19 protein-coding genes and 1 pseudogene are annotated in these 17368 nt (G+C 65.2%); 17 read left to right on the top strand and 3 right to left on the bottom strand.

From position 1 onward, the window contains the following. Window positions 1-158: 158 nt before the first annotated feature. The 4 genes from CXR02_RS07160 to CXR02_RS07145 are packed head-to-tail and all read left to right on the top strand — an operon-like array spanning window position 159 to window position 4649. On the top strand, window positions 159-1532 hold the full coding sequence (locus tag CXR02_RS07160; RefSeq protein ID WP_104061344.1) for an adenosylmethionine--8-amino-7-oxononanoate transaminase: 1374 nt from the start codon (window positions 159-161) through the stop codon (window positions 1530-1532). Continuing rightward, on the top strand, window positions 1529-2728 hold the full coding sequence (locus CXR02_RS07155) for an 8-amino-7-oxononanoate synthase (RefSeq protein ID WP_258060854.1): 1200 nt from the start codon (window positions 1529-1531) through the stop codon (window positions 2726-2728). The genes CXR02_RS07160 and CXR02_RS07155 overlap by 4 nt, the downstream gene beginning before the upstream one ends. Then, a complete protein-coding gene (bioD, locus tag CXR02_RS07150; RefSeq protein WP_104061343.1) occupies window positions 2725-3402 on the top strand; it encodes a dethiobiotin synthase in 678 nt (225 codons plus the stop codon). Before CXR02_RS07155 ends, bioD begins: the two co-directional genes overlap by 4 nt. Continuing rightward, the gene (locus CXR02_RS07145) at window positions 3399-4649 is read left to right on the top strand and encodes a cytochrome P450 (protein WP_258060853.1); all 1251 of its coding nucleotides are present in this window, start codon (window positions 3399-3401) and stop codon (window positions 4647-4649) included. The genes bioD and CXR02_RS07145 overlap by 4 nt, the downstream gene beginning before the upstream one ends. 586 nt (window positions 4650-5235) lie before the next feature. Here the strand turns inward: CXR02_RS07145 and CXR02_RS07140 are convergent. Further along, window positions 5236-5439, bottom strand: coding sequence for a hypothetical protein (locus CXR02_RS07140; protein WP_104061341.1), 204 nt, complete (start codon window positions 5437-5439; stop codon window positions 5236-5238). A gap of 314 nt (window positions 5440-5753) precedes the next feature. Between CXR02_RS07140 and CXR02_RS07135 the strand changes: the two genes are divergently transcribed. Further along, window positions 5754-5984 carry a hypothetical protein gene (locus CXR02_RS07135; protein ID WP_104061340.1) on the top strand — a complete coding sequence of 77 codons (231 nt, stop codon included), beginning with the start codon at window positions 5754-5756 and terminating at the stop codon, window positions 5982-5984. On the opposite strand, the gene CXR02_RS22855 is transcribed toward CXR02_RS07135, so the two are convergent. Next, on the bottom strand, window positions 5981-6118 hold the full coding sequence (locus CXR02_RS22855; protein ID WP_258060852.1) for a hypothetical protein: 138 nt from the start codon (window positions 6116-6118) through the stop codon (window positions 5981-5983). The genes CXR02_RS07135 and CXR02_RS22855 overlap by 4 nt on opposite strands. Here CXR02_RS22855 and CXR02_RS22850 point away from each other — a divergent pair. The 5 genes and pseudogenes from CXR02_RS22850 to CXR02_RS07125 all read left to right on the top strand — a co-directional run. Continuing rightward, window positions 6098-6193: pseudogene (locus CXR02_RS22850) on the top strand (DUF5129 domain-containing protein); the annotation flags it as partial. The gene CXR02_RS22855 and the pseudogene CXR02_RS22850 sit on opposite strands and share 21 nt — an antisense overlap. A gap of 85 nt (window positions 6194-6278) precedes the next feature. Next, window positions 6279-6461 carry a DUF5129 domain-containing protein gene (locus CXR02_RS22845; protein ID WP_258060851.1) on the top strand — a complete coding sequence of 61 codons (183 nt, stop codon included), beginning with the start codon at window positions 6279-6281 and terminating at the stop codon, window positions 6459-6461. Then, window positions 6424-6612 (top strand): DUF5129 domain-containing protein, encoded by a 189-nt coding sequence (locus CXR02_RS22840; RefSeq protein WP_258060850.1) that lies wholly within the window; start codon window positions 6424-6426, stop codon window positions 6610-6612. Before CXR02_RS22845 ends, CXR02_RS22840 begins: the two co-directional genes overlap by 38 nt. Before the next feature lie 58 nt (window positions 6613-6670). Next, window positions 6671-6988: a hypothetical protein gene (locus tag CXR02_RS22835; protein WP_258060849.1), complete on the top strand. Its 318-nt coding sequence runs from the start codon at window positions 6671-6673 to the stop codon at window positions 6986-6988. Window positions 6989-7418: 430 nt separating this feature from the next. After that, window positions 7419-7889 carry a universal stress protein gene (locus CXR02_RS07125; protein ID WP_104061502.1) on the top strand — a complete coding sequence of 157 codons (471 nt, stop codon included), beginning with the start codon at window positions 7419-7421 and terminating at the stop codon, window positions 7887-7889. Window positions 7890-7964: 75 nt separating this feature from the next. Here CXR02_RS07125 and CXR02_RS07120 read toward each other — a convergent pair whose 3' ends face one another. Continuing rightward, window positions 7965-8345, bottom strand: a complete 381-nt coding sequence (locus CXR02_RS07120; RefSeq protein ID WP_104061339.1) for a DUF485 domain-containing protein — start codon at window positions 8343-8345, stop codon at window positions 7965-7967. 279 nt (window positions 8346-8624) lie between these two features. On the opposite strand from CXR02_RS07120, the gene CXR02_RS07115 reads away from it, so the two are divergent. From CXR02_RS07115 to CXR02_RS07085, 7 genes are all read left to right on the top strand, one after another. Beyond that, window positions 8625-9890, top strand: coding sequence for a 3-hydroxyacyl-CoA dehydrogenase family protein (locus CXR02_RS07115; protein WP_104061338.1), 1266 nt, complete (start codon window positions 8625-8627; stop codon window positions 9888-9890). A gap of 86 nt (window positions 9891-9976) precedes the next feature. Further along, window positions 9977-11158: an acyl-CoA dehydrogenase family protein gene (locus tag CXR02_RS07110; protein WP_104061337.1), complete on the top strand. Its 1182-nt coding sequence runs from the start codon at window positions 9977-9979 to the stop codon at window positions 11156-11158. A gap of 9 nt (window positions 11159-11167) precedes the next feature. Beyond that, on the top strand, window positions 11168-12802 hold the full coding sequence (locus CXR02_RS07105) for an AMP-binding protein (RefSeq protein WP_104061336.1): 1635 nt from the start codon (window positions 11168-11170) through the stop codon (window positions 12800-12802). After that, the gene (locus CXR02_RS07100) at window positions 12799-13998 is read left to right on the top strand and encodes an acetyl-CoA C-acyltransferase (RefSeq protein WP_104061335.1); all 1200 of its coding nucleotides are present in this window, start codon (window positions 12799-12801) and stop codon (window positions 13996-13998) included. The genes CXR02_RS07105 and CXR02_RS07100 overlap by 4 nt, the downstream gene beginning before the upstream one ends. Beyond that, on the top strand, window positions 13982-14665 hold the full coding sequence (locus tag CXR02_RS07095) for a TetR/AcrR family transcriptional regulator (protein WP_104061334.1): 684 nt from the start codon (window positions 13982-13984) through the stop codon (window positions 14663-14665). Before CXR02_RS07100 ends, CXR02_RS07095 begins: the two co-directional genes overlap by 17 nt. 68 nt (window positions 14666-14733) lie before the next feature. Further along, window positions 14734-15591, top strand: coding sequence for a LuxR C-terminal-related transcriptional regulator (locus CXR02_RS07090; RefSeq protein WP_104061333.1), 858 nt, complete (start codon window positions 14734-14736; stop codon window positions 15589-15591). 118 nt (window positions 15592-15709) lie between these two features. Continuing rightward, on the top strand, window positions 15710-17065 hold the full coding sequence (locus CXR02_RS07085) for an MFS transporter (RefSeq protein ID WP_104061332.1): 1356 nt from the start codon (window positions 15710-15712) through the stop codon (window positions 17063-17065). Window positions 17066-17368 lie beyond the last annotated feature (303 nt).

Raw genomic sequence — 17368 nt, 5'->3', positions numbered from 1 at the left:
GGCGGCGACAGCCCGGCGTCGGACGTTCACCGCCGCTGCGGTGAGCATCTCGCGATGGAACCGCCGCGGTACTGCGCCGCCTGCCGGCGCCGCATGAAAGTCCAGGTGACTCCGTTGAGCTGGTCGGCGGAATGCTCCCGCCACGGGGTGCTCGCACGATGAGTGGCGAGGCGCAGCCGGGCCTGATCCAGCGGGACCGCGCCAGGCTTTGGCACCCCTACGCGCCGGCGTCCCCGGACCTTCCGCTGTGGGAGGTCGAGGCGGCCGACGGCGTGCGGCTGCGGCTTCGGGCCGAGGACGGCGCACGCCACGAGGTGGTTGATGCGATGTCCTCGTGGTGGTCCGTGATTCACGGCTACCGCAACCCGGTGCTGGACGCCGCCGCCCATAAACAGCTGGAGAGTTTCAGCCATGTGATGTTCGGCGGACTCACGCACGCCCCGGCGGTGGAACTGGCCGAGCGGCTGGTGGACATGGCCCCTTCCTTACCAGGACGGCCGGGTTTGGAGCGGGTGTTCCTCGCGGACTCGGGTTCGGTTGCCGTGGAGGTTGCACTGAAGCTGGCCGTGCAGTTCCAGACCGCATCAGGGCACCCGCAGAGGCAGCGGTTCCTGAGCATCCGCGGCGGGTACCACGGCGATACGTTCGCGGCGATGGGGGTCTGTGATCCCGTGGACGGGATGCACTCCGCGTTCCCGGGCCTGCTGGCCGGCAACGTGTTTGCGCCCCGTCCCCCGGCGGCGTCGTCAACCACGCCCGAGTCCGTTCAGGCGTGGGCATCCGAGCTCGGGGACATCGCGGCTGCGCATTCCGGGGAGCTGGCCGCGATCATCGTCGAACCGGTCCTGCAGGGTGCCGGCGGCATGCACTCTTACCCTGCCGAATGCCTGGCCGTGCTGCGGCAGGTGGCGGACCGGCATGGCCTGCTGCTCATCTTCGATGAGATCGCCACCGGTTTCGGGCGCACAGGTGAGCTGTTCGCGGCCGATCATGCCGGCGTCGTACCGGACATCATGTGCGTGGGCAAAGCCCTGACCGGCGGGTACCTGACGCTGGCCGCCATGCTCTGCACGGCAGACGTGGCCGAGACAGTCTCCACCGGCCAGGCCGGTGCGCTGCTGCACGGCCCCACCTTCATGGGCAACCCGCTGGCGTGTGCGGTTGCCAACGCCAGCCTCCGCATCATCGACGGAGGCAACTGGCGGGCCGACGTCGCGCGGATCAACGCCGGCCTTGTGTCCGGGCTCGCCCCCGCCCTGGACTTTGAGGCCGTCCGGGATGTCCGCACCATCGGCGCCGTCGGAGTCATAGAACTGCACGACGCCGTCGACGTTACGGCGGTCACCGCTGCGGCCATCCGGCACGGCGTCTGGATCCGGCCGTTCCGGAACCTCGTCTACACCATGCCCCCGTACATCAGCACCTCGGCGGACATTGAGCAGATCACCTCGGGGATGACGGCGGCCGTCGCCGAAGTGCACGGGCGCGTCGTACATGAGTGCGTCCCGGCACGGGCGGGAGGCGCGGCATGAGCAGCTCCATGATCCAGTGGCTCGAGCGGCAGGCCGCGGTCCGGGAGCGCCGGGGCCTGGTCCGCCGCCCGCTCCCCCGAGCCGCGGACGAGCAGTTCATCGACCTTGCTAGCAACGACTACCTTGGCCTCGCGGCGGACCCTCGGGTTGCCGGGGCTGCTGCGGCCGCCGCTTCGGTGTGGGGCGCCGGCGCCACGTCCTCGCGCCTGGTGGCCGGAACCACACGGCTGCATCTGGACCTCGAGCAGGAACTGGCCATGCTGGCGGGGATGGAAACGGCGCTGGTGTTCTCCTCCGGCTACCTGGCCAACATCGGCGTGATCACGGCGCTCGGGGGCCCCGGGACTCTGATCGTCGCGGACGAACACTGCCACGCCTCCATGATCGACGGATTCAGGCTCAGCCGCTCCCGCACCGAATCGTTCACCCATAACAGCGTGGAGGAGGCCGGCCGCCTGCTTGCCAGCCGGCCGGAACCGCGCGCACTGATCGCCGTCGAATCCCTCTACAGCGTCCTCGGCGACGAAGCCCCGCTCGCCGCCCTGCTGGCCCTGGCCGAGGAACACGACGCCGTGCTGCTCATCGACGAAGCGCACAGCCTCGGCGTCACCGGCACCGGCACCTTCCAGGGCCGCGGCTCGGTGGCCGGCACCGCACTCGCCGGGCATCCGAACGTGATCGTGACCGCGACGCTGTCCAAGGCCCTGGGCAGCCAGGGCGGAGCCGTCCTGGGATCCGCCCTGCTGCGGGAACACCTGCTCAACCGGGCACGCAGCTTCATCTTCGACACCGGGCTCGCGCCCTCCTCCGCCGCCGCAGCCCTCGCGGCGGTGCGGATCATCCGGGAGGAGCCGTGGCGGGCCGGATCCGTCGGAAGCAACGCGGCAGCGGTGGCCGCCGGGCTTGGCCCTGCCCTTGCAGCCCGCGGCGCCGCCGTCGAGCAGACAGCGGCCGACCGGGCCGCCGTCGAGCAAACGGCGGGGGCCGTCCAGTCCATCGCTATGCCGTCCGCCGCATCAGCCCTGGCAGCTGCCGAGGCGGCACGGACTGCCGGCGTCCGGATCGGCTGCTTCCGCCCACCGTCCGTTCCGGACGGGATTTCACGGCTGCGGCTCACCGCCCGTGCCACCCTTACCCCCGCGGAAATCGAAGACAGCTGCGCAGTGCTGCGTGGCATTTTGGAGGAACTTCCATGAACCTGCCCGGCATCATCCTGGTCACCGGTACGGACACCGGCGTCGGAAAAACCATCACGACGGCGGCCCTCGCCGCCGTCCTCCACGGGACGGGGCGCAGCGTCGCAGTTTACAAACCGTGCCAGTCAGGAGCAGCCGACGGCGATTCCGACGCCGCCGAAATTGTCCGGCTCGCCGGCGCCGTGACAGCAGAAACCGGGGTCGTCCTGCAGCAGCCGCTGGCCCCCGTCGCCGCAGCAGCCCTCGACGGAACGCCGCTCCCAACGCTGGCTGCGCACGCCCAGAAGGTCCACGAGCTCGCAGCGTCCCACGACCACGTCCTGGTTGAGGGCGCGGGCGGCCTGCTGGTGGAGCTGGATTCCGACGGCGGCACCCTGGCGGACCTCGGATCACTCCTGGCGGCCGCTTTTGTGCTCGTCGCCCGGCCGGCCCTCGGCACCCTGAACCACACCGCGCTGACGCTCGAAGCGCTGGACGCGCGGGACCTGCAGGTCCTTGGGGTGGTGCTCGGCAGCTGGCCACTCTTCCCGGACGTTGTGCACCACAGCAACCGGCACGTGCTCGGATCGCTGGGGGTGCCCTTGCTCGGCACCCTGCCCGAGCAGGCGGCGGATCTGTCGCCGGCGGATTTCCGTGCCGGAGCCACTGCCTGGCTGAACGGCCTGCCCGCATGAACCCGGCGATGATCACCGCCCGCCCCGCGGAGACGCCGGTGGCGGCGGGACCGGCAGCGACAGAGGCCCCGGGACAGACTGCCGGCGCCGGCCAGGCGCGGTGCCCGTACCTCGTCGTGCGGAACCCGGACGCCGTCCGTGAGGTACTGCACCGTCCTGCCGACTTCAGCCCCGGCAATGCCCTGGTCGCGGTCACGCCCTTGGAAGGACCGGCCCTGCGGGTGCTGCAGCGCGTGGGCTTTGCGTTGCCGCCTGTGCTGGCGAGCAACGACACGGGCACGCACGCGGGGATCCGCAAGGTCGTGGCGGGCTTCTTCACCCCCGCCACAGTCGCCGCCATGGAACCACGGATCCGGGAACTGGCCCAGGAAGCGGCACGGAACGCCGCGGACCAACTCGACTCTTCCGGCCAAGTGGACCTCGTTCAGGCGGTCGCGGCTTTTCCCCCAGCAGTCGTCATGCTCGAACTCCTCGGACTGCCCGTCCGGGATCTTGCGGACCTCAAGCGGTGGGGTCTTGACTCCATGGAGCTGTTCTGGGGCTGGCCCGACGGGGACCGGCAACTCGAACTGGCCCACAGCGCCGCAGGCTTCTACGTCTGGCTGCGGAAGCTGGTTAAGGAATCCCTGACGGCCCCCGGCCGGAACCTGTTCAAATCCCTGGCCGACCACGGTCTGTCCACGCCGGAGATCTGTTCGCTGGGCTACTTTCTGCTGATCGCCGGACAGGAAACCACCACACAGCTGATCAGCACCATCCTGTTCCGGCTCCTGGAAGGGTCCACGCCCGTGGGCTGGAAGGACGCGGCCACCGAAACAGGCTCCGGGGCCATGGTCCGGCACGTGCTGGCCACGGAATCATCTGTGCCCACGTGGCGCCGGGTGGCAGCCCACAACACGAACCTCGGCGAAGATCTGATCCCTGCCGGCACCGAAATTCTCCTCGAACTGAGCGGCAACCACATCACGTCACCGGCCGCACTCGAGAGCCAGTCCATGCCTTCGGAGGCGGTCCGGCACGGGAAATCCGCCGGCTACGGCCTTGTTTTTGGCTCCGGCATCCACCGCTGCCTCGGCGCCAAGCTCGCCGAACTGGAAGCCGCCATAGTTGTCCAGGAGACTGCCACTGCACTGACGGACGTGCAGCTGCAGGACCACCAGCCCGATTGGATCAGACTCCTGTCCTTCCAAGCACCCCGGACCGTCACCGTGGCGACCAGTCCACGTAACTTTGCGCTTCATTCGTAAGATATTCCTGCCCCGTGCTGGTTCTAGACGCCCTGTTGACGCGACGGGTGATGCAGGTTACCCGGCGGAATGCGTCCCTCGAGTCCGGAGTGTGGTCTACGCGTCGGTCCGGTGGAACAGGCGGAGGTGACTTCCGTCGGTTATTAGGGTATGCGGTTGGCGGCCACCCGACGTTGTCCAGGGAGAGGGCCCGAGACAATTCAGGTGGTCGGGAGACGCTCTTGGCTGGTGCCTCATCTGCCCATTCCATAGAGCATGCGCACGTCAAGTTTTTGAGACAGTTTCGTCGTTGTATTTCGGTTACGCGGCCAAGGATGGCAGCTGAACGTACCCTCGGGCATTCCGTCTTCCAGCCCCCAACCCTCGCGCAGATGCCGCTATGGCGGCCTCAACCGCACGGTTCGCGGCCGCGGCGACGCGAGCTTCAGCTACAGCGGTACTCAAATCATGGCGGTGGGCGTTAACGGAGAGCCCACGCCGTGCGTTGTTGCCGTCGATCAGCGGGTGGAACCGCGCCACCGGCTCTGGCTTCATAGCCAAGTGCCGATAGGCTTCCACACCCATGACCGTTGCTGTCCTTTCGCTGCTAACTGACAGGCGCCACGACGTCCTCAAGCATTGACCTGTCGAAAAAACGGACCTCGCCAGTTGCCTCGAAGAACACCGGAACCACTGACGTGTTCGGGTCTTTGGACGTTTCGTAGATGTCAGGTCCGCTTCCATGCTTCCGGGCGATTGTTCCAACCAGCCCGGTACCGCGAACGCGGACGGTTCGATATTTGTAGCTCATGTTGACCCCTTCGTCGACTAGGGCAAACCCTACTCCTGAGACGTATTCGCAGGACCCATAGGAGCAGTCGAGGCACAGGAAACGCCAAATTCATTCGGCTCATCCGTCGATCCTGATCTGGATTTTTACACAGCTGGTGTTCGTGCCCTTCAGCATTCTCCAAGCCGCCTACTTTGCCGCCGGGGATGGCTGAACTTGGCTTCCTCCTGCTGCGGCTGGGTCGCAGTGCCCCGCAGCAGGTCGAAATTCTGTGAGAATGCCGGCTCAGGGCCGGAAGACACATACAAGGGCTGCTGGTGCGCCATAGTGACGGCATGAACGCTGCGACGAGAAAACCCGACCGGATTCTCATCGCCATCCTTTCCGCAATTGCGCTGTTGGTGATCGTGGCACTGGCAGTCGTTTTTACACGCGGCCAGACAGAGGCACTGGACGGGTCGACACCCCAGGGAGTGGTCCAGCGTTACAGCACCGCGGTCATCGACGGCGATACGGCTACAGCCAATTCCTACCTCACGGAAGCGGCCAGTTCCTTGTGCTCTTAGTGTTTGCGCTGCTGCTTGTCGGCTGCGCTGCAGCCCTCGGGCTCGCGCCGATCAACGTCGTCGTTGTTGACGACCGGGCAGGAGTTCTTGACCGCAACACCCTCGTCCCGGCCATCACTGCGATCGAGTTCCATGAGCCCACCAAGGTGGCTGTGTATACCTATAACGGGAGCGCCGCGGACAACCCGAACGAGGAGGTTCTCAGGTTCGCCCGCGAGGAACACCCGGACTGGATCAGTCCCGACGGGCAGAAGTGGGCCGCCGGGCTTGGGCCGCCGGTCGAACCTCAAGCTGGTGCGGGAGTACGCAGATGCGGCGGCGGAACTGGACGCCCTGGACGACGTCATTGCCGACAGCAACGCGTTGCTCAACAATTTCACTGCCTGGCCCTCAGCTTGGGACCGGCAGCTGGCGCCCCTTCCGCAGCGATCTGGCGGGCGTGGAGCAACTGCTCAGCAAACGTCACGGGCAAGGTGACTCCGCCACCGCCGCGGACCTCAGGTCCTTCCGTGACGCGAGCCTGCCCGAGATCGAGCGCTGGCCGCAGAACTCGCGGACGGCACGATCACACCGGAAACTGCCTTGGACCGGTTGCGCGACGGCCGGAGCCATCTTTCAGTTCTCCTGATTAACCACGCAGAAACCGTGATCGAGGGTTTACCAAGACCGACCGCGAAGCAAAGCTCATGCGCACGGAGATGGAGAACGCGTCGGAAGGCACGGACCGCCACCGTAAGGGGACTTACGAACCCAGCATCCTCGGCACCGTCTACCCGTCCTACTATTTCTTCTCTGTTCCCGCCTTCAACTCCGGCCTGAACGCAGGCGTGGGCAGCGTCAGCTCTGCCAGGGGCGGCGGCGGAACCACGGGCTATGGCAGCAGCCGCGGAAGCTTCTCCGGCTCAGGCAGTTCCTCGAGTTTCTACGTAGCAACGGGCCAAGGGCAACCACTCCCCCAGCACCGTCCCGGTCATGTAGCTCCAGTCGTGGCCCACTATGAATAACTACGAAACGACATCAGCCCACAGCGATAGAAGGAGGGGCCCAGGGCGTGCACAATGTGCACACCCCTTCTTGCCCACTTCACGTCCCATCACAGGCATGCGTCCACGCTGCACACCTTGCTCTCCAGGGGGAAGATGTCATGCCCGACTCATCCGGTCTCTGGATAGCAGCTCAAGGCTCCTGCTCCCGCAAATTTGTCGATAAGGCGAGTGGTTACACGGTTCGGACGGACCGGTGGACACTGCTTTAGCCCATGCGGCTACTTCGGTGATTGGACCTAAATAGCATCGGATTCCCGGACAGACCCGAGAAACATCCGTAGGCAGTTCCGTTCGCCTGCGGGTGCGCATATGCTCGGCACACAGCTACCGCTAATGGGAGCTGCAAACTAGGAACAACCAGGGGATTCACCTTCGAGGGAGAATGATCATGGATGCGGAAGCAAAGGTTCTTGTCGGTGTGGACGGTTCGGAATCGTCCATCCAGGCGCTCCGTCTGGGGGCACAGCTGGCTCCGGCCCTGAACGCCACCATTGTCGCTATTGCCTGTTGGGATTTTCCAGAGATTTACGCCGGATATGTTCCACCCGATTTCGCCCGGTTTGAAGCGGCTGCGGCGAAGACTCTTGCGGACGCCTTGGAAAAGGCGTTCGGTGAGGAGACTCCGGAAAGCATGACCTCGCAACTGGTCCGCGGACCGGCTGCGGCGAAGCTCGTCGAAGCGGCGGCCGACGCTTCATTGCTGGTGGTTGGACGCCGGGGCCACGGGGGTTTCCTTGGCATGCACCTCGGCTCCGTGAGCTCTGCGTGTGTTGCCCACGCGGACTGCCCCGTCTTGGTGCTGCATGCCGAAAGCAGCCACCGCTCCCATCATCTATGGAGGGGCTCCAAGGCGAAATGACAGCCTCCCGGAAAAGCCGGGATTCCGCCTCTCAAGCCGTAAGACACGGCTTCTCACACACGAACCGGGTCCCTCTCACTGCGCCGCTCCATCCACTCGGTTACCGGATTGGTCGAACTCGTGGCCTTCGATTTCGTGGCGGATTTCGGCGGCGATGGGGTCCAGTTTCCGGTTGGAGTAGCTGACATACCAGCCGGTGATGGCGAACGTGGAGACGAACTGCAGCAGGCCCAGGATCAGGCCGATGTTGATGTTGCCCCACACTTTGGTGGACATAAACTCGACGGCGTAGTCAGCCAGCAGGACGTATGCGAAATACCAGAGCAGGAATGCAATGGCCATGGGAAAAACAAAGCTACGGTGACGTTTGCGCAGTTCCTGGAACCGCTCTGTCGACTGGACCTGTTCGAAGTCCACGGACGCCGCTGCTTCCGGAGTTTCGGCTTCGTTACCCATCGTTCCTCCTCATTGAGACTTACAGTCCACACCGGCTGAACAGACGTCCGGCCAATGTGACTGCTCTCACTGTTGCACGTGGCGGCCGCCGTTCCCATTGTCTCGCATAGCCCCGATTTAGTCTCGCACTACTGCGACATCAGCCCCGAATTGAGGCGCACAGAAAGGGAACTATCTCGGAGATCATTGCGCCAAACCCAGCCCTTACCAAGGCCACAAACGCCTACTGAAACTGAGTATCAGTTGACTTGACACTCAGTTTCAATGTAGAACGGTGACATGGTTCCTGACAATGTCGTAGAAACTGCCTCACTCACTGGCGCTGCCGTCGACCGCAAGTCGCCCGGAAAATCGGCGCAGACGTATGCCGCGGCCCTACTGGACACTCAGCGGCAGCGGCCGGCGGGCGCACCCAGCGCCGATCCGCGCCCCGTCCGAAGTGTTGGCGTAATCGGGGCCGGGCTCATGGCGAGCCAGCTTGCCCTTGTTTTTGCCAAACAGCTCGGCGTTCCTGTCCTGATCACGGATCTTTCCCAGGCAAAGGTGGATGGCGCGCTTGGCTCGATCGCCGGGCACTTGGAGAGGCTGGTGAGCCGGGGGCAACTCAGCGAAACGGCGGCCCGCGACTTGGGAAGTCTTGTCCGCGGCACCGTGGATAAGCGCGAGTACCAGGACTGCGATGTGGTCATCGAGGCGGTGTTCGAGGAGTTGGCCGTCAAACGCGCCGTCCTCGCGGAGATCGAGCCCCTGCTGCGCACTGATGCGCTGCTCCTGACGAATACGTCGTCCCTTTCCGTGACGGCGATGGGCCACGGCCTGGCCCATCCGGAACGCCTGGTGGGACTGCATTTCTTCAATCCGGTGGCTGTGCTGCCGCTCGTGGAAATCATCAGCACTGAAAACAACGACGACGTCAGCGTCGCCACCGCGTGTTCGCTTGCCCGGCTTCTGGGCAAGCGTGCGGTCCTGGTTACGGACACGCCGGGCTTTGTGGTGAACCGGATCCTGACGCGGCTGTTCTGCGAACTGCTGCAGGTCATTGATGACGGGACGGATATCGAACTGGCGGACCATACTTTGGACCCGCTCGGGCTACCCATGACTCCGCTGACGCTGCTGGGTTTCATCGGACCCGCCGTCCAGCTGCACATCTGCGAGACCATGCACGCCGCCTACCCTGACCGGTTTTATGTCAGCAGCAGCCTGGCAGCCATTGCGGATGCCCGGCTGCGCGGCTACCTGGCTAAGTCCGGCACGGTGCTTCCCGAGGCGGCCGCCCTGCTGCCGTCTGCCGATGCCGGAGGTTCAGTGCCGGCACGGGACGCGGAGGCCATCAGGGCACGGATACTTGACGCCCTGGCCGAGGAGGTGGGCCTGATGCTCGCCGAAAAAGTGGTGGCCGGTCCGGCGGAAGTGGATTTGTGCATGCTGCTGGGCGCCAACTTCCCCCAGCGTCTGGGGGGCCTCACCCCGCTGCTAGACCAAAGCGGCGCCTCCCGGCGTGTGTGGGGTAGGGATTTCCACCCCGGGTCCGGCTTCGCCTGATAGCCCGGGCCGCGCGGCCCGCCTCAAACAAGCGCCGCCACCTCCGCGCCATTTCTCAGTTCCTCCCCAAAAAAGGATGTAAGCCCATGCCCGACTATGACGTCGCTGAACCGCTGGACACGGACTACTACTCCGTCTTCGCCAACATTTCTGCACCCGACCGCGAAGCGTGGAGGCGTGCCCGGGATTTCACCGCGGAGGCCCTGCCGCAGATGAACGACTACTGGGAACGGGCCGAGTTCCCCGCCCACCTGGCGAAGCGGATGGGCACCATGAACCTCCTGGCCGATGGCATTGACGTACAGGGCCTGGAGCCCATGTCCGCGCTGGCAGCCGGCCTGGTCAACATGGAGGTCTCCCGCGGGGACGGTTCCCTGGGCACTGTCATCGCAGTGCAGGGCGGCCTGGTACTGCGGTCGATTGCCCTTTTTGGCTCCGACACCCAGCGCCGGACCTGGCTCGGTCCGCTGGCCCGCGGCGAAAAGCTCGGCGCCTTCGCCCTAACGGAACCGGACCACGGATCCGATTCCGTGGCACTGGAAACCACCGCCTCGCTCGACGGGGAGGACTACGTCCTCAATGGCGAGAAGAAGTGGATCGGCAACGGCTCCGTAGGCGATGTCACGGTGGTCTGGGCACGCGATGACGACGGCGATGTCCGCGGTTTGCTGGTGGAACAGGACCGGGAGGGTTACGAGGCCGAAACCATCACTGGAAAGGCCTCGCTGCGCGCAATCCACCAGGCCCGGATCAAGCTCAACAACGTCCGCATTCCAAAGGCCAATCTTCTCCCCGGTGCCCGCACTTTCAAGGACACGTCCGAAATCCTTGTTGCCACGCGTTTGGGGGTGGCCTGGTCCGCTCTCGGCCACGCCACCGCCGTCTACGAAGCCGCGTTGAACTATGCCACGCAGCGGACACAGTTCGGCAAGCCGCTGGCAAAGTTCCAACTTGTCCAGGAGCGACTGGCGTACATGCTCTCGGAGCTGACCAGCATGCAGCTGCACTGTTTCCACCTCGCGGAGCTTGATGCGGCCGGCGAGATGCGCCCCACCCAGGCCTCGATGGCGAAGTACCACAACACCCGCAAGGCCCGCGAGCTGGCGTCCATTGCCCGCGACATGTTGGGCGGCAACGGCATCCTGCTGGAAAACCACGTGATCCGGCACCTTCTCGACATTGAATCCATCCATACCTACGAAGGAACGCAGAGCATTCAGACCCTATTGATCGGCCGCGATGTCACCGGACAAAGCGCCTTCGCCTAAGGATTCGCCATGACCACAATTGAGCTTCCCAATGAAACCCCACTGAGCCCCCTGCGGTTCCTGCAGCGCTCCGCCGAGGTGTTCGGACAGAAAACGGCGATCATCCACGGTGACCGCTCCTATACTTACCTGGACTTCGCTGCCGAAGCCCAGGGGCTGGCCAAAGCGATCAAGAGCAGGATCCAGCCCGGTGACCGGGTGGCCTTCCTTTGTCCTAATGTGCCGGAACTGCTGATTGCCCATTACGCCGTCCCCATGGCCGGCGGCGTCCTGGTGGCCCTGAACTCGCGGATGTCCGCCCGGGAACTCCAATACATCCTGGAGCATTCCGAAGCCAGGCTGCTGTTTGCCGATTCGGAACTGCTGGCCACCGTGGCGGGAATGGACCTGGGCCTGACACAACTGGCTGAGGTGATCGAAGTGCCTGACAGCACCATCCCGTATCCGGAGGTCCCGGCAGGCATCGGCACGACGCAGTACGCAGACTTCCTCGCCGCGTCCGGACACCAGGACGCAGATCTTCCGTGGAGCGTGGAGGACGAACGCGCCCCGATCACGCTCAACTACACCTCCGGCACCACGGGCAAGCCCAAGGGCGTGCTGTATTCGCATCGCGGTGCCTACCTGAACTCGCTCGGGGAAACCTTCCACAATCACTTCACCGGCGACACGCGCTACCTCTGGACCCTTCCGATGTTCCACTGCAACGGTTGGTGCACCACTTGGGCCGTGACGGCGGCCGCAGGCGTCCACATCTGCCTGCGAGCAGTGCGCGCCGACGCCGTCTGGGACGCCATCGACACTCTCGGAGTCACCAACCTCTGTGGCGCCCCCACGGTTTGCAGCATCATTGCCGGCGCACCCCAGGCCCACGAGCTGAAGGTGCCGCTGCGCATCACGACGGCGGGCGCACCGCCGTCGCCCGCGATCATCACGTCCCTGGAGTCAATCGGGATCAGCGTGGTCCACGTTTATGGGTTGACCGAGGTGTACGGCCCGTACACGATCTGTGAGCATCAAACCGAGTGGGATGATCTTTCCGCCCAGGACAGGGCCGTCAAGATCTCCCGCCAGGGGGTGGGGATGCTGCAGGCCGAGACGGCGCGCATCGTGGACCTGGACATGCTCGATGTCCCGGCCGACGGCGCAACGCTGGGCGAAATCGTGCTGCGGGGTAACAACGTGATGCTCGGTTACTTCAAGGATCCCGAAGCCACGGCCGACGCCTTCCGCGGCGGCTGGTTCCATACCGGCGACCTCGGCGTGATGCATCCCGACGGCTACATCCAGCTCAAAGACCGGGCCAAGGACATCATCATCTCCGGCGGAGAAAACATCTCCACAATTGAGGTGGAGCAAGCCATCATGAGCCACCCGGCAGTGCTGAACGTGGCCGTGATCGGCGTCGCGCACGAGAAATGGGGCGAACGCCCGGTGGCCTTTGTCATCCGCAGCAGCTCCAGCTCGGTCACGGCCGAGGAGATCCGCTCGCACGTCAAGGGCCTGCTCTCAGGATTCAAGGTTCCGGACAGGATCCTTTTCCCCGAAGAGCTCCCCCACAACTCCACCGGCAAAGTCCTGAAGTCGCGGCTACGTGCCCTGGACCTCAGCACCCCCGTCCCCTGCAAGGAACCCACCAAATGAGTAGCCAGGACATAGTTGTTGTGGGCGCGGCCCGCACCCCTCAAGGAAAACTGATGGGCCAGCTGGCATCACAAAGCGCTGTGCAGCTGGGCGCCGCGGCCATCGCCGCGGCCCTGGAACGCTCCGGGATCGGACCGGCGTCCGTCGACGCGGTCATTGTGGGCCAGGTCCTGACGGCCGGCGCGGGCCAGAACCCCGCGCGGCAAAGCGCCGTCGCGGCAGGAATACCGCTCAGCGCCCCCGCCGTCACCGTCAACAAGGTCTGCCTCTCCGGGCTGAGTGCCATCATCCAAGGCGTCAGGCTGCTCAAACTGGGCGAGGCGGATGTGGTGGTCGCCGGCGGCCAGGAATCCATGAGTCAGGCGCCGCACCTGCTCACCGGCTCGCGCGCCGGCTACCTCTACGGCGGCATCACGGCCGTGGACTCGGCCGGCCATGACGGGCTCACGGATGCCTTTGACCAGGAGCTCATGGGCATTGCCACGGACCGCGCCAACGCGGACCTTCAGCTCTCCCGCGAAGCGCAGGACACTATCGCGGCGCTGTCCCACCAGCGGGCAGCCGCGGCCCGGGCCGGGGGAAGATTCAGCGCCGAAATCGTCCCTGTTTCGGTGCCGCAGAAGCGCGGCGCGCCCGTACTGGTAAGCGATGACGAGGGCGTCCGCCCGCAATCCACGCAGGAGGTGCTGGCCGCGCTGAAGCCGGCCTTCACCGCGGAGGGAACAGTCACCGCCGGAAATGCTTCACCGCTGAGCGACGGCGCCGCCGCCGTCGTGCTGGTGACCCGCGCGTACGCCAACGCCCACGGGCTCGAGGTGCTGGCCGTCGTCGGGCCCGCCGGGCAGATCGCCGGGCCCGACACAACACTGCCGGACAAACCGGCGCAGGCAATCGCCGCGGCCCTGGCCCGCGCTGGCTGGACGGCAGGGAACCTTGACTTCGTGGAGATCAACGAGGCATTCGCCTCGGTGGTGGCGCACTCCGCAGCGGCCCTGGGCCTCGGTTTGGACAAGGTGAACGTCAACGGCGGTGCCATTGCCATCGGACATCCGATCGGCGCCTCCGGAGCGCGGCTGGTGGTCTCGGCCGTCCATGAACTGATGCGGCGCGGGAGTGGCAAATCCGCGGTCGCGCTTTGCGGCGGCGGCGGACAGGGTGACGCGCTGCTACTGTACCGGGATGGCATCAGTGGCTAATTTCCGTTCCGGCGTGGCCGAGGCCGCGCTGGATCTGTTCACCGACAATGGCTACGACCCGACCAGCGTGGACGATATTGCCCTCGCTGCCGGAATCTCCCGCAGCACCTTCTTCCGTCAGTTCCGCGCCAAGGAAGACGTGATCTTTGCGGACCACGAAGCCCTGCTCGCCGAGCTGACGGGCTACCTGGCAGCCAGCCATCCCGATCCCTGGGAGGCTGTGTGCCAGGCCGCAGAGCTGGTCTTCGTGAAATTTTCCGAACGCCGGAAGCTGTCCCAAAAGCGCTACCACGTGGTGCAGGCGGTGCCCGCGCTGCGGGACCGGGAAACGATCATGGTCTCCCGCTATGAACGGCTTTTCTCGGACTACCTTCGCCAGGCACTGCCGGGCATATCAACTCTTGATGCAATCCGATTCGCCGCTGCTGTCACCTCAACCCATAACTATGTGCTGCGCGAAATGATGCTGGACTCCGCCCGCGGTTCCCTCCAGAACCTGGAACACGAGCTGCTGGCGGTGCGGCGTATGTTCGGGGTACTGCCGCAGGGCGACCCCGCATCCGTCCCGGCTGGGGACGACCTGGTTGTGGCCGTCTTTCCCCGCTCTACACCCACTGCTGAGCTGGCGCGTCGCATCCAGGACAAGCTCGACGGCCGCTCCGTCTAGCCTGCTCCATCCAGCTGCTCCATCTTGCTGCTCCATCCTGCTGCTCAATCTAACCGGAGAAGGGCCCTATGACAGGGCATGACAACGACGTCTACCGTCCGAGCGACCGCGACCTGCTGAAGCGGGCGATCCGGGAAACCGCAGCCCGGACTGGCTCAGCCGTGTTCTTCGCTGGCCTCGTCAATCGCACCGAGCTCACCATCACCGAGTTCTTTGGCACGACGACGCACGGTCTGAAGAACCTCAGCGTGCAGCCCGGCGAGGGCGTGGGCGGGCGGGCCCTCTCCCAGGCGCGCACGGTCGGGGTGGCCGATTACTTCGACTCCGACAGCATCACTCATCATCACGACGACGCCGTACGCATCGAGGGGCTGCGGACCATGGTGGCGCTCCCCATCCTCGTCGACGGCCGCGCCCGGTGTGTCCTCTACGCGGCAACGCGGGAGCGCACATCGATCGGCGAGTGCGTGGTGACGGAACTCAGCGCTGGCGCCTCGAGGATCTCGCGGGAACTGGCCATTCGGGACGAGGTGGACCACCGGGTCGCGATTCTCCGAGTCGTCCAAAGCCTGGCCGCGGAGCCACCGGACCGGAACCTCATCGAGACCGTCCGGCTCGCGCATGCCGAGCTCCTCTCGGTGGCCAGCACCACGACTGATCCCGAGCTCGCCCAGCGCATCCTCGCCGTGACCGCACGGCTCGAGGGCTCCGACGCGGCGCCGGCCGGCGTCCCGCACCTCACCCGACGGGAGACGGATGTGCTCGCCCAAGTGGCGCTCGGCTGTTCCTATGCCGAAACCGGCAAACGGCTCTCACTCAAGGCAGTCACCGTGAAGAGCTACATGCAGTCGATCATGGCGAAACTGGACGCGCACAGCCGTGCGGAGGCCGTTGTGGCCGCACGCCGGCTCCGCCTTTTGCCCTGACCGGTGGCGCGAAAACACCTCCATCGGGAGGTGGTGGCGAACGCACGGCGCTGGCACGATGACATCTTCGCGTCGAAACAAACCTCGTTTCGACGACCGATGTCAAAGGAGATATCGCATGCTCGGAAGCCTCGCACCGGTTGCGAACCAGTCCAGTCCGCGCCCCACCTCGATGGCAAGGGTCGCCGTCGCCAGCTCGATGGGCAGCATCATCGAGTTCTACGACTTCCTCATCTACGGTACGGCTGCCGCCCTCGTCTTCCCCCAGGTCTTCTTCCCGGCGCTCGGCCCGGCCGCCGGCACTCTCGCCTCATTCGGAACCTTTGCCGTGGCCTTCGTCTCGCGCCCCCTTGGTGCCGTCCTGTTCGGCCACTTCGGTGACAGGCTGGGGCGCAAGAAAACGCTCGTCAGCACACTGCTCATCATGGGCATCGCGACCGTCACTATCGGGCTGCTGCCCGACGCCAGCGTAATCGGGATCGCCGCGCCGATCATCCTCGTTGTTCTCCGCTTTCTTCAGGGATTCGCTGTCGGCGGCGAATGGGCCGGCGCGGCACTGATGGCCGCCGAGTACGCCCCGCCCAAACACCGGGGCCTCTTCGCAGCCTTCCCCCAACTGGGCCCGTCAATTGGCTTCGCCCTCGCGAGTGCAACCTTCCTCATCATCAATCTGTCACTCGGCGACAAGTCGGAGGCATTCCTCACGTACGGCTGGCGCATTCCTTTCATCGGAAGTGCAGTGCTCGTTATGATCGGTCTCTACATCCGCCTCAAGATCGAAGAGACTCCGGTCTTCAATGAGGCCAGCAACTCGAGCGCCGTCCCGGCCGGGCCCCGCAAGCTGCCCGTGTGGGAGTCGGTGCGAAACCAGCCACGCCAGATCCTCCTGGGCGGCGCCTCCACCATGATGCTCTTTGCCTTCTTCTACATCGGCACAGCCTTTCTCAGCAGCTATGGCACAAGTGCCGAGGGCCTTGGCCACAGCCGGCCCACCATCCTCTCGCTGGGAATCGTCGGCGCGATGTTCTTCGCAGCAGGAACTATTGGCAGCGCAATGCTCTCCGACCGGATCGGCCGCCGAGCCGTGATCATTGGCTCGTGCGTCGTGGCGATCCCCTGGTCGCTCCTGCTCTTCCCGATCCTCGACATCGGCACCACCTGGTCGTTTGCAGTCGGGCTGTCCGGCACGCTGCTGATCGTCGCCGGAATCTACGGTCCGGTGGGCGCCTTCCTGCCGGAGCTCTTCGCCACCCGCTACCGCTACACGGGTGCCGGAATGGCCTACAACCTCGGAGCGCTCGTCGGCGGCGGCATCACACCGCTGGTGGCGGCATCGCTCGGCGCCAGCCTGGGAAGTCCCGCCATCGGGCTGCTTCTGGCCGGCGTGAGCCTGGTGAGCCTCTTCGCCACGTTCGGCCTCCCGGAAACCCGTGGCATCGACCTCGCAACCTCCGGAACCACCGCCGCAAAGTGACCGCAGCGGGCGCCCTTTTCACCAGATTTGTCGGCATGGACGAACTCGATTTCCTGCTCCCGGGCCCAGGGCGTGTCTCCTAAATCGGTGGGGTGCTGGCTTGAATGCTTAAGGGGTGTCGCGAGCTTCTGTTTTGAGTGATGATCAGTGGTCCCGGATCGAGCCGTTGCTGCCGTGTTCTGACGGGGAAAGGGTCTCAAGAAATCTCGTCCAGGTCATATCATCAGCGCAACCGCGAGACATGAATACGTGACAGACCAACTACGGCCGCCACAGCAACCGGAAAGGAAACACAAATGCCCC

Origin of the sequence: Arthrobacter sp. 4R501 (genome assembly GCF_002929755.1) — a bacterium.
Taxonomy (GTDB): Bacteria; Actinomycetota; Actinomycetes; order Actinomycetales; family Micrococcaceae; genus Arthrobacter.
Note: the sequence above shows the minus strand (reverse complement) of the source record. Positions and strands in the feature narration are given on the sequence as shown.